Annotated in this window: 12 protein-coding genes and 1 tRNA gene; 1 reads left to right on the top strand and 12 read right to left on the bottom strand. The window is 61.0% G+C overall.

The genetic code is table 11. The features are described from left to right. The 12 genes from FSO04_RS43660 to FSO04_RS43605 form a co-directional block, all read right to left on the bottom strand. The coding region (locus FSO04_RS43660; RefSeq protein ID WP_174825351.1) for an NAD(P)H-dependent oxidoreductase subunit E at positions 1-228 on the bottom strand (228 nt) is incomplete at its 3' end. Between the two features lie 131 nt (positions 229-359). Further along, positions 360-1,613, bottom strand: a complete 1,254-nt coding sequence (locus FSO04_RS43655) for an NADH-quinone oxidoreductase subunit D (protein ID WP_093639630.1) — start codon at positions 1,611-1,613, stop codon at positions 360-362. A gap of 9 nt (positions 1,614-1,622) precedes the next feature. Beyond that, on the bottom strand, positions 1,623-2,225 hold the full coding sequence (locus tag FSO04_RS43650) for an NADH-quinone oxidoreductase subunit C (RefSeq protein ID WP_154567534.1): 603 nt from the start codon (positions 2,223-2,225) through the stop codon (positions 1,623-1,625). Positions 2,226-2,246: 21 nt separating this feature from the next. Beyond that, the gene (locus FSO04_RS43645) at positions 2,247-2,726 is read right to left on the bottom strand and encodes a NuoB/complex I 20 kDa subunit family protein (protein ID WP_006052903.1); all 480 of its coding nucleotides are present in this window, start codon (positions 2,724-2,726) and stop codon (positions 2,247-2,249) included. A gap of 63 nt (positions 2,727-2,789) precedes the next feature. Continuing rightward, on the bottom strand, positions 2,790-3,149 hold the full coding sequence (locus FSO04_RS43640) for an NADH-quinone oxidoreductase subunit A (protein WP_007175615.1): 360 nt from the start codon (positions 3,147-3,149) through the stop codon (positions 2,790-2,792). Positions 3,150-3,310: 161 nt separating this feature from the next. Beyond that, positions 3,311-3,395 (bottom strand) — tRNA-Leu (locus FSO04_RS43635). A 113-nt stretch (positions 3,396-3,508) separates the two neighbouring features. Then, positions 3,509-3,886, bottom strand: a complete 378-nt coding sequence (gene secG, locus FSO04_RS43630; protein WP_054034962.1) for a preprotein translocase subunit SecG — start codon at positions 3,884-3,886, stop codon at positions 3,509-3,511. A gap of 82 nt (positions 3,887-3,968) precedes the next feature. After that, positions 3,969-4,748 (bottom strand): triose-phosphate isomerase, encoded by a 780-nt coding sequence (tpiA, locus tag FSO04_RS43625; RefSeq protein WP_154567533.1) that lies wholly within the window; start codon positions 4,746-4,748, stop codon positions 3,969-3,971. A gap of 126 nt (positions 4,749-4,874) precedes the next feature. Beyond that, entirely contained in the window at positions 4,875-5,891 is a 1,017-nt protein-coding gene (locus FSO04_RS43620) for an NAD(P)H-quinone oxidoreductase (protein WP_154567532.1), read from the bottom strand. Positions 5,892-6,131: 240 nt separating this feature from the next. Further along, a complete protein-coding gene (gene pnp / locus FSO04_RS43615) occupies positions 6,132-8,279 on the bottom strand; it encodes a polyribonucleotide nucleotidyltransferase (protein ID WP_171925034.1) in 2,148 nt (715 codons plus the stop codon). Between the two features lie 338 nt (positions 8,280-8,617). Next, the gene (gene rpsO / locus FSO04_RS43610; protein ID WP_011487489.1) at positions 8,618-8,890 is read right to left on the bottom strand and encodes a 30S ribosomal protein S15; all 273 of its coding nucleotides are present in this window, start codon (positions 8,888-8,890) and stop codon (positions 8,618-8,620) included. 183 nt (positions 8,891-9,073) lie between these two features. Beyond that, positions 9,074-10,393, bottom strand: coding sequence for a branched-chain amino acid ABC transporter substrate-binding protein (locus FSO04_RS43605; protein WP_154567535.1), 1,320 nt, complete (start codon positions 10,391-10,393; stop codon positions 9,074-9,076). A gap of 187 nt (positions 10,394-10,580) precedes the next feature. Here FSO04_RS43605 and FSO04_RS43600 point away from each other — a divergent pair, with 187 nt between their 5' ends. Next, positions 10,581-11,144 carry a hypothetical protein gene (locus FSO04_RS43600; protein ID WP_154567531.1) on the top strand — a complete coding sequence of 188 codons (564 nt, stop codon included), beginning with the start codon at positions 10,581-10,583 and terminating at the stop codon, positions 11,142-11,144. The last annotated feature ends 178 nt before the right edge of the window (positions 11,145-11,322 follow it).

Genomic DNA, 11,322 nt, shown 5'->3' with positions numbered 1-11,322 from the left:
TTTGCCGACCGGCGAGGTCTCATCCATCGTGTAGAAGGTAGCCACCTCCTGCACGGCGACCGCCGGCATGCCGAGATAGTCCGCGACGAACTGCATGAGTTCGGGCGACAGCCAGCCATGCTCTTCCTGAGCAGTAGCCAGCGCCGACATCACGGCGGACTGTTTCTGATCGGCGGGATACTTCGCGATCGCACGATCGATTTCTTTCAGGCCTTCAGCTGAGATCATTTTCAGACACGACTCTTTCAATTCCTACCGAACGAAAACCCGTCGCGCATTGCATGTTGCGACAGACCCGGCGTTCCTTTGCTTGACACGCGCTTCGGTGCAATCTGAAGACGCGCGCTGATGAATACGTCCTAGCGATCTACTTCGCCGAACACGATGTCCTGCGTACCGATGATCGTCACAGCGTCGGCAATCATGTGACCGCGCGCCATTTCATCGAGCGTGGACAGGTGCGCATAGCCCGGCGCCCGAATCTTCAGGCGATACGGCTTGTTCGCGCCGTCCGAGATCAGGTAGATACCGAACTCGCCCTTCGGATGTTCGACCGCGGCATATGCTTCGCCTTCCGGCACATGGAAGCCTTCCGTGAAGAGCTTGAAGTGGTGAATCAGATCTTCCATGTTCGACTTCATGCCAACCCGCGACGGCGGCGCAACCTTGTGATTGTCGACCATCACCGGACCCGGATTCTTGCGCAACCACTCAATGCACTGTTTCACAATCCGCGTGGATTGGCGCATTTCTTCGACGCGAACCAGATATCGGTCATAGCAGTCGCCATTCACGCCAACCGGAATGTCGAAATCGAGCTTGTCGTAGACTTCGTACGGCTGCTTCTTGCGCAGATCCCACTCGATACCCGAGCCGCGCAACATCGCGCCGGTCATACCGAGGTTCAGTGCGCGTTCCGGGCTGACCACGCCGATACCGACCAGACGTTGCTTCCAGATCCGGTTGTCGGTAAGCAGCGTTTCGTATTCGTCGACGCACTTCGGGAAACGCGTAAAGAAATCGTCGATGAAGTCGAGCAGCGAACCTTGACGGTTCTCGTTCATCCTCGACAATGCCTTCGCATTGCGGATCTTCGACGCTTTGTATTGCGGCATTGCGTCAGGCAGATCGCGGTACACGCCACCCGGACGGTAATAAGCCGCGTGCATCCGTGCACCGGACACCGCTTCGTACACGTCCATCAGGTCTTCGCGTTCGCGGAACGCGTACAGAAATACCGCCATCGCGCCGACGTCGAGCGCGTGTGCGCCAATCCACATCAGGTGGTTCAGCACTCGCGTGACTTCGTCGAACATCACGCGGATGTACTGCGCGCGAATCGGCACTTCGATGCCGAGCAGCTTTTCGATCGCCATCACGTAGCCGTGCTCGTTGACCATCATCGACACGTAGTCGAGGCGATCCATGTACGGCACGGACTGGATGAAGGTTTTAGTTTCCGCGAGCTTTTCAGTCGCGCGATGCAGGAGGCCGATGTGCGGATCGGCGCGCTGGATGACTTCGCCGTCGAGTTCGAGCACGAGGCGCAGCACACCGTGCGCGGCCGGGTGCTGAGGACCGAAGTTGAGCGTGTAGTTCTTGATCTCTGCCATGGCGTTCTCTTAGTGTTTCAGACCGCCATAGCGATCCTCGCGGATCACGCGCGGCGTGATTTCCCGCGGCTCGATCGTCACAGGCTGATAGACGACGCGCTTCTCTTCCGGGTCGTAACGCATTTCGACGTAGCCGGAGACAGGGAAATCTTTACGGAACGGGTGACCAATGAAACCGTAGTCGGTCAGGATGCGGCGCAGGTCCGGGTGACCCTCGAAGACGATGCCGTACAGATCGAATGCTTCGCGTTCGTACCAGTTGGCCGAACTCCAGATATCGACGACTGACGCGACGATCGGCACTTCGTCGTCTGGTGCGAATACACGCAGACGCAGGCGCCAGTTGTTCTGCACCGACAACAAATGCAGAACGGCCGCGAAACGCGGACCGTCGTATGCGCCATCGGCGTAGGTCTGATAGTCGACGCCGCATAGATCCATCAATTGCTCGAAGCCGAGCGAGCGGTCGTCGCGCAGACGCGTTGCAACGTGGATGTAGTCGCTCGCCTTCACGACGATCGTCAACTCACCGACTGCCTCGGTGGTGCTCAACAGGAGGCCGCCGAAGGCCGCCTCGAGGTTCGCTTTCAGGGTCTCGAGTTTGCTTGCCATATTATGGGGGAGGCGTTGGCCTTATTGACGGGCGATTGTGTTGGTGCGACGGATCTTGGCCTGCAGCTGGATCACGCCGTACACCAGCGCTTCCGCCGTAGGCGGACAACCGGGCACGTAGACGTCGACCGGCACGATCCGATCGCAGCCGCGCACCACCGAATAGGAATAGTGGTAGTAGCCGCCGCCGTTCGCGCACGAGCCCATCGAAATCACCCAGCGCGGCTCGGCCATCTGATCGTAGACCTTGCGCAGAGCCGGCGCCATCTTGTTGCACAGCGTGCCGGCGACGATCATCACGTCCGACTGACGCGGACTCGGACGAAACACCACGCCGAAACGGTCAAGGTCATAACGGGCGGCGCCCGCATGCATCATCTCGACCGCGCAGCACGCGAGACCGAACGTCATCGGCCACAGCGAGCCGGTGCGCGTCCAGTTGATCAGTTTGTCTGCCGTCGTGGTGACAAACCCTTCCTTCAAGACCCCTTCGATACTCATTTGCTTTCCACTCCAGACGGGGCGGCAAGCCTTGGCCACCCACGCAAACCGGCGATTAATCCATCATTCCCAGTCGAGGCCGCCCTTCTTCCAGATATAGGCAAAGCCCAACAGGAATTCGAGCAGGAAAATCATCATCGCCATGAAGCCAGGCCAGCCGATGTCGCGCAGGGCTACACCCCACGGGAACAGGAACGCGGTTTCAAGGTCGAAAATGATGAAGAGAATGGCGACGAGGTAGTAGCGCACATCGAACTTCATGCGCGCATCTTCGAATGCTTCGAAGCCGCACTCGTATGGTGCGTTTTTCTCGGTATCGGGCTTGTTGGGACCGAGGATCTTGCCAATGCTGACCAGTGCTACGCCTAAACCGGTGCCCACAATGAGGAACAACAAGACGGGGAAATAGGCTGCGAGGTTCAAGACTATCCTCTATCGGTTGGTTCTGAATGCCGCCAAGAGCATAGCACTCCTGACGCGAAATCACTTCGGCAACGCACATGCCGCAAGCCCAACGCAAGCCGCGCGTCAGAAGTGAAAATGCCAGCCGAAGCGAAGCAAGCGGCTGGCATTTAGATAACATTTGGTGCCGACGGCGAGACTCGAACTCGCACAGCTTTCGCCACTACCCCCTCAAGATAGCGTGTCTACCAATTTCACCACGTCGGCACTAACTGCAATCCGGGAAAACAACTTATAAAACCCGCGAATCGCTTCAAGACTTAGATTGTAACTGGTCTAAACAGTTTGTTCAACGCACAAAAGCACTTTGAACGAAAAATTTATTTCGGCACATCCGTGGCCGGGACGGACGCGGCCGACGCCGGCAATACTGCCGAGCCGCCAGCCGGCGCGGCTGCAGCGGAAGCCGCGACCGGTGCGGTCACAGCCGCGCCCAGCAAGCCTGCGGACGGTTTCGCACGATACGCGCCGAGGTACGTAAGCGTCAATGTCGTGACAAAAAACACGGCTGCGAGGACGGCCGTGGTACGCGACAAAAAGTTTGCCGAACCGGTCGCGCCGAACAGGCTGCCCGATGCGCCGCTACCAAAAGCAGCGCCCATATCGGCGCCTTTGCCGTGTTGCAGCAAGACAAGGCCAATGACCCCGAGTGCCGACAACAGCTGAACGACGATAATCAATGTTTTCAAATACAGCATCACACTCACCTGAGTCTTTATTTAACCGCACCACACAAAGTGTGCCGCGCGGGATTGGGTCATCCTCGCCAAGGCGCCCTGCTTAACCGGCGACGCTCGTCGCCGCCGCCGCTTTGCAGATCGCCAGGAAATCCTGGTCTTTCAACGACGCACCGCCGATCAGGCCACCGTCGATATCCGGCTCGCGGAACAATTCTTCCGCGTTCTCCGGCTTCACACTGCCGCCGTACAACACCGGCACATCCGCCACCGCCGCGCCCTTTGCCGCCAGACGCGAACGCAGGAAAGCATGCACTGCCTGCGCCTGATCCGACGTAGCGCTCTTGCCGGTGCCGATCGCCCAGACCGGCTCGTACGCGACGACGATGCGTGCCGCATCCTCCACCGACAGCTTCGCCAGCACTTCGTCCAGTTGCGCGCCGACCACCTGCTCCGTGGAACCAGCCTCACGCTCTTCAAGCGTTTCGCCGACACACACGATCGGGGTCAAACCCGCTTCCAGTGCACGCTGCGTCTTCACCGCAACCAACTCTGCGCTTTCGCGATGGTAAGCACGGCGCTCCGAGTGCCCGACGATCGCAAGCGTGGCGCCGAAATCCACCGCCATCTGCGCCGCCACTTCGCCGGTATAGGCGCCATGCGTGAACGCGGAGACGTCCTGCACGCCCCACTCGACCTTGCTGCCTTCCAGCAACGATTGAGTCTGCGCGAGATAAGGGCACGGCACACAGACACCGACGCGCACATCAGCCGGCAATTCTCCCGCGCCTTGCGCCACGGCCTGTAACAGCGTTGCGTTCTCGGCGAGGCGCCCGTGCATCTTCCAGTTACCGACTACCAGCTTGGCTCGTTGTTTCGACATCGTCTCGTCGTCTCGTGTATTGGCGGCGGACTCGGTTTGCGCTTACAGCCCGCCTTTCGGATTCATGCGGCGTGCGCAAAACGCGCAATTTTACTGCGTGGGGTGGATCGGGTCAAACCGGCCGTGTCAAGCGTCCTGACCCCAAGTCAGCACGATCTTGCCGACGTGCGTGCTGCTTTCCATCAGCGCGTGCGCTTCGGCGGCTTGCGCCGCCGGAAACACACGGTGCACCACCGGCTTGATGCGACCATCTTCGAGGTGCGGCCACACGCGCTCTTTCAACTGCGCGGCGATCTTCGCCTTGAACTCGATTGGCCGCGGGCGCAACGTCGAACCCGTCACCGTCAGACGGCGGCGCAGCACTTCGTTCAGATTCAGCTCGGCCTTCGCGCCGCCCAGCAAGGCGATCAGCACGATGCGGCCGCCGTCGGCCAGCGCGGTGAGCTCGCGCGGCACATAACTGCCCGCCACCATGTCGAGGACGACGTCGACACCACGATCGTTCGTCAGCGACTTGATGACTTCAACGAAATCCTCAGTCTTGTAGTTGATCGCCCGTTCGGCGCCGAGCGCTTCGCAGGCGCGGCACTTTTCGTCCGACCCGGCCGTGGCGAACACGCGAAAACCCAGCGCATGCGCAATCTGGATCGCCGTCACGCCAATGCCGCTCGAGCCGCCCTGCACCAGCAGCGTCTCGTTCGGCGCGCCCTCGCCTTTGCCGAGCTGCGCACGATCGAACACATTGCTCCACACCGTGAAGAACGTTTCCGGCAGCGAAGCCGCCTCGACATCCGACAAGCCAGCGGGCACCGGCAAGCACTGCAACAGCGGTGCGGTCGCATATTCCGCATAGCCACCGCCCGCAAGCAATGCGCACACGCGATCGCCGATTTTCAGACCGAACGGATTATTCTTTTCGTCGATGGTGCCGCCGACGATCTCACCCGCCACTTCCAGCCCCGGCAGGTCCGACGCACCCGGCGGCGGCGCATAGCCACCCTTGCGCTGGAACACGTCCGGACGGTTGATGCCTGATGCCGCCACCTTGATCAGCACCTCGCCCGCTTTCGGCTGCGGCGTGGGCCGCTCCGCCAGCTTGAGGACTTCCGGCGCGCCAAATTCGGTGATTTCGATCGCTTTCATCTGCGTCAACTCCAAGATTGGATTGCGTTGCCTACTGACACGAACTGGCGAAAATCGCCTGAACCGCGACGAAGCGCTTCATGCAAACAGAGTACCCGCTTATGTCGGTTTGCACCTGCCGGCATCTGCGTGTGCCTGCTTGAGCCTGCCTGTGCCTGCTTGCAACGCAATCCACCCTGCACCCTTCATGAAAAACGGCCGGCGCGCATTCGCGCTGCCGGCCGTCGCCCTGCTACCGCATTACTGCGGCGTCGGTTCGCCTTGCGGCGCGCCGTTTGCGGCGTCGTTCAGCAACGCCTTGGCCGACAAACGCACGCGGCCCTTTTCGTCCGTCTGGATGACCTTGACCTTCACTTGCTGGCCATCCTTCAGGTAGTCGTTGATGTCCTTGATACGCTCGTTGGCGATTTCGGAGATGTGCAGCAGACCGTCCTTGCCCGGCAGGATGTTCACGATCGCGCCGAAGTCCAACAGCTTGAGCACAGTGCCTTCGTAGACCTGACCCACTTCGACTTCCAGCGTGATGTTCTCGATACGCTTCTTCGCCTCGGCCATCCCTTCGCTGCTGGTGCTGGCGATGGTGACGACGCCGTCGTCCGAAATATCGATCGTCGTGCCGGTTTCTTCGGTCAGCGCGCGGATCACCGAACCACCCTTGCCGATCACGTCGCGGATCTTTTCCGGATTGATCTTGATGGTGATCATGCGCGGTGCGTAGTCCGACAGCACCGTGTTCGCGCCCGACACAGCCGAAGTCATCTTGCCGAGGATGTGCATACGGCCTTCCTTCGCTTGCGCGAGGGCGACCTGCATGATCTCCTTGGTGATGCCCTGGATCTTGATGTCCATCTGCAGTGCTGTCACACCTTGCTCGGTACCTGCCACCTTGAAGTCCATGTCGCCGAGGTGATCTTCGTCGCCGAGGATGTCGGTCAGCACGGCAAACTTGTTGCCTTCCAGGATCAGGCCCATCGCGATGCCGGCGACGTGCGCCTTCATCGGCACGCCGGCGTCCATCAGTGCGAGGCAGCCGCCGCACACCGAAGCCATCGACGACGAACCGTTCGATTCGGTGATTTCCGACACGACGCGAATCGAGTAGCCGAATTCGTCGGCGCTCGGCAAGCACGCAGCCAGCGCGCGCTTGGCCAGACGGCCGTGACCGATTTCACGGCGCTTCGGCGAACCGACGCGACCCGTTTCGCCGGTCGCGAACGGAGGCATGTTGTAGTGGAGCATGAAGCGTTCGCGGTACTCGCCTTCGAGCGCGTCGATGTTCTGCTCGTCGCCCTTGGTGCCCAGCGTTGCGACCACCATGGCCTGCGTTTCGCCACGCGTGAACAAGGCTGAGCCGTGCGTACGCGGCAGCACGCCGGTGCGGATTTCGATCGGGCGCACAGTGCGCGTGTCGCGGCCGTCGATACGCGGCTCGCCGTTCAGGATCTGCGTACGGACGATCTTCGCTTCGATGTCGAACAGCACGTTGCCGACGCTAGCCTTGTCTGCTGCAACCGTGCCGGCTGCCGCTGCTTCTTCTTCCAGCTTGGCCGACGTCGCTGCGTAGACTTCCTTCAGCTTGGTCGAACGGGCTTGCTTGTCGCGGATCTGATAAGCGGCGAGCAGATCGGCTTGCGCCAGTTCCGACACGCGTGCGATCAGCGGCTCATTCTTGGCAGCCGGCTTCCAATCCCATTCCGGCTTGCCACCTTCGCGAACCAGCTCGTGGATCACGTCGATCGCGACCTGCATTTGTTCGTGGCCGAACACCACTGCGCCGAGCATCACTTCTTCGGTCAGTTGTTGTGCTTCCGATTCCACCATCAGCACCGCGCGTTCCGTACCGGCGACGATCAGGTCGAGTGCCGATTCCTTCATCTGCGGACGCGTCGGGTTCAACACGTATTCGTTGTTGATGTAGGCCACGCGTGCTGCGCCGACCGGGCCGTTGAACGGCAGACCGGAAATGGCGAGCGCCGCCGACGCGCCGATCAGCGCGGGGATGTCAGCGGGGATTTCGGGGTTCAGCGACAGGACGTGGATCACGACCTGGACTTCGTTGTAGAAGCCTTCCGGGAACAGCGGACGCAGCGGACGGTCGATCAGGCGCGAGATCAGCGTTTCGCCTTCCGACGGGCGGCCTTCACGGCGGAAGAAACCGCCGGGGATCTTGCCTGCGGCGTAGGTCTTTTCGAGGTAATCGACGGTCAGCGGGAAGAAGTCCTGGCCCGGCTTGGCGGTCTTGGCGCCGACCACAGTAGCCAGCACAACGGTGTCTTCGACGTCGACGATCACCGCACCGCTCGCCTGACGAGCGATTTCGCCCGTTTCGAGGCGAACCTTATGTTGGCCCCACTGAAATTCTTTGACGATCTTATTGAACATAGTCATTGCTTTTCCTCTTCGTTATGCCGCGCGGACCAGAAGCGGCGCGGCAACGCCAGGACCGGCGCCACAGGGGAAGAGTAGTGTTATGCCATTCCAGAGAACCACGCCCTACGCTATGTACGTGCGCGAACCGCTGGAATGACACAAAGCTCTGCCCTGAAGCCCGGCCGCATTTCTGCTTTTTTGCTGCTTTTTTACTGCCGTTTTCCTGCTAGCCGCCGCATGAATCGTCACGCCACCGCGACCGGCAGGCAGTGCGCATCACATGAAGCGCACCGTGCAAAAACAAAATGCCTGTATCAGTGGAACTGACACAGGCATCTTGCTGAACGACTGGCCGATTACTTACGCAGACCCAGCTTCTCGATCAGTGCGCGGTAACGATCCGCGTCCTTACCCTTCAGGTAGTCGAGCAGCTTACGACGGCGGCTCACCATGCGCAGCAGACCGCGGCGGCTGTGGTGATCCTTCGTGTGTGCCTTGAAGTGAACGGTCAGTTCGTTGATGCGGGTCGTGAGCAGCGCGACCTGAACTTCGGGGGAGCCGGTGTCGTTAGCTGCGCGTGCGAATTGCGCAACGACTTCGGACTTCTTGCTTGTTTCAACTGCGGACATGTCGATTTCCTTGAGAACTAGACAGGCGGTCACGGAAGAAAGGCCGTGCCGTGGTTACCCGTGTACGCATACTTTTAGCCATGCCTCACAACGGGACGCGTATTGTAGCACAGCCCAATCCGGCCGCGAACCCTGCTGTGTCGGGCGAGATCGTGGCCGGTCCGGGTTTGCTCAAGGGCCGTTCTACGGCCGTTTCATCCTGCACACGGTCGGCGGCACCGTGCGCTCGGGCGGCAAAGCCAGCACCGTGCGGAAACCATAGCCTGAACCTTCGTTGTCGAACTTGACGCCCGGCGTGCCGGCCTTGTCCATTTCCATCACATAAAGGGGCTGGATCAACTGATGGTCGTCGGCGCGCATCCACGATGCGTGGAAGCCGTTGTCGGACTTGATGCCCTCCAACGCCCGGGCGACGGCCGTCGGGTCGGCACTGCCGGCGCGGTTCATCGCCACGCCGAGGGTTTCGACCATCAGCGGCATGCGCAGCACCGGGTAGTCATCCTGGGCAGCCGGGAAACGGGCGCGAAACGCCGCGTACCACGCGTCGGAGGCCGCGCCGCCGGCGTTCGGGTGCCAGTCGGCCACCGCGATCACGTGTTTGACGCCGGCGTCGCCCAACGCGGCAGGCGCCCCGAGGCTGTTGCCGTAGAAGGTGTAAAACCGGGTGTCCAGGCCCTGCTCCCGCGCCGCCTTGACCAGAAGCGTCAAGTCGTTGCCCCAGTTGCCGGTGATCACCGCGTCCGCGCCGCTCGAGCGGATCTTCGCGATGTAAGGCGCGAAGTCCTTCACGCGGCCGATCGGATGAAATTCGTCGCCGACAACCGCAATATCCGGGCGCTTTGCCGCCAACGTCGAACGCGCGAGGCTGCTTACGTCGTGGCCAAAGCTGTAGTCCTGGTTCAGCAGATAGACCTTCTTCACCGCTTTGTCGCGCTGGATCACATCAGCCAGCGCGTCCATGCGCATGCCCGCGTGCGCATCGAAGCGGAAGTGCCAGAAACTGCAACTGGCGTTGGTCAGGGCGGGATCGTCGGCGGAATAATTGAGGAACAGTTCGCGGTTGCCCGGCTCGCGGCTGTTCTGTTTGTCGATCGCGCCGATCAGCGCCGCCGCGACTGCCGAGCTGTTGCCCTGCATGATGTAGCCGATGTGACGGTCGGCGGCCGCGCGCAGTTGCACGAGCGCCTCCTCTGCGCTGCCCTTGCTGTCGAGGACGACCAGTTCGAGCGGATGCGCACCGTCGGCGAGCTGCACGCCGCCTTGCGCATTCACCTGTTCGACGCCGAAGCGCAGATTGCGCTCCACCGCCGCACCCGCATTGGCGAATGGGCCGGACATGCCTTCGATCAGCGCCAACTGGATCGGCGTTCCCGTCGGCTTATTGACCGGCTTGCTTGCCGGACCCGACACCGTTTCTCCCGCGGCGAGCACCGCCGCGGCCATCGAAATCGCTGCCAGCCCCACGACTGCCGCTGCTGCCGCCCGTTGCCAATTCGCCATCATCATTGCCCCGCTGGATTCGTCGAAGCGCGGATCATAGGGCGTTCCAGACGGAATAAGCAAGCCGGCGAAGCCGTTATCGTAATTACAGCGAGAGCTTGTATGGAGCGCAAATCTTTTGCCGCCGCCCGTGTCAAAATAATGTGTCTCGATGATAAAAACCGCTACACAAATGCCATCGGAGGAATTCATGTTCAACCGCCACCCATCCACGGCGGCCTCGATCGAAGCGCCGCCCGCAGCACGCCTGCGCCGCGCCGCACTCGCCTGCCTGAGCGCGCTCGCGCTTACGGTTACGCTCGCCGGCTGCGTGCAGCCGTGGCAGCAGTATCAACAAGGCGCGGACGAATCGACCATCGTCGCCCGCCTTGGCGCGCCGCGTGAAAGCTACGATCTGCCCAACGGCGGCAAGCGGCTGATGTGGCCGACCCAGCCGATGGGCGAAACCACCACCGCCGCCGACATCGACGCATCCGGCAAGATCGTCACCGTGCGTCAGGTGCTTCAGCCCAACGAGTTCTACCGGGCGGAAATCGGCAAGTGGACGAAGAGCGACGTGCTGGTGAACTTCGGACGCCCAGTCGAAACGTCGTACTTCCCGTTGATGAAGCGCGAGGTCTGGACGTATCGCTATCTGGAAGACAACGTCTGGTACATGATGTACAGCTTCTATTTCGACGACCAGGGCATCGTGCGGCTCACGCAAAAAACACCTGATCCCTTGCACGACCCGGATCGCCGCAGCCTGTTCTGAGCGTTCGCTCGAACCCATTACGCATGGATCTGCCAAGCCGCCTCTTCAGGCGGCTTCAGACTGCTGACAAAGTACCCCCAAAGCCTGGCCACGCGCCGGGCTTTGTCGTTTAATGAGCGTCATGCTCAAGAAACCGACACCCATGCAGCACGAACTCGAGATGGTCACGCTCGAGGAA

The organism is Paraburkholderia madseniana (assembly GCF_009690905.1).
GTDB classification, from domain to species: Bacteria; Pseudomonadota; Gammaproteobacteria; order Burkholderiales; family Burkholderiaceae; genus Paraburkholderia; species Paraburkholderia madseniana.
This window is presented reverse-complemented; position numbering and strand designations above follow the sequence as displayed.

Excerpts from the sequence above, each read along its gene's own strand:
- FSO04_RS43655 (WP_093639630.1), bottom strand. The coding sequence starts at position 1,613 with ATGGCAGAGATCAAGAACTACACGCTCAACTTCGGTCCTCAGCACCCG.
- FSO04_RS43650 (WP_154567534.1), bottom strand. The coding sequence starts at position 2,225 with ATGGCAAGCAAACTCGAGACCCTGAAAGCGAACCTCGAGGCGGCCTTC.
- FSO04_RS43645 (WP_006052903.1), bottom strand. The coding sequence starts at position 2,726 with ATGAGTATCGAAGGGGTCTTGAAGGAAGGGTTTGTCACCACGACGGCA.
- secG (WP_054034962.1), bottom strand. The coding sequence starts at position 3,886 with ATGCTGTATTTGAAAACATTGATTATCGTCGTTCAGCTGTTGTCGGCA.
- tpiA (WP_154567533.1), bottom strand. The coding sequence starts at position 4,748 with ATGTCGAAACAACGAGCCAAGCTGGTAGTCGGTAACTGGAAGATGCAC.
- FSO04_RS43620 (WP_154567532.1), bottom strand. The coding sequence starts at position 5,891 with ATGAAAGCGATCGAAATCACCGAATTTGGCGCGCCGGAAGTCCTCAAG.
- pnp (WP_171925034.1), bottom strand. The coding sequence starts at position 8,279 with ATGACTATGTTCAATAAGATCGTCAAAGAATTTCAGTGGGGCCAACAT.
- rpsO (WP_011487489.1), bottom strand. The coding sequence starts at position 8,890 with ATGTCCGCAGTTGAAACAAGCAAGAAGTCCGAAGTCGTTGCGCAATTC.
- FSO04_RS43605 (WP_154567535.1), bottom strand. The coding sequence starts at position 10,393 with ATGATGGCGAATTGGCAACGGGCGGCAGCAGCGGCAGTCGTGGGGCTG.
- FSO04_RS43600 (WP_154567531.1), top strand. The coding sequence starts at position 10,581 with ATGTTCAACCGCCACCCATCCACGGCGGCCTCGATCGAAGCGCCGCCC.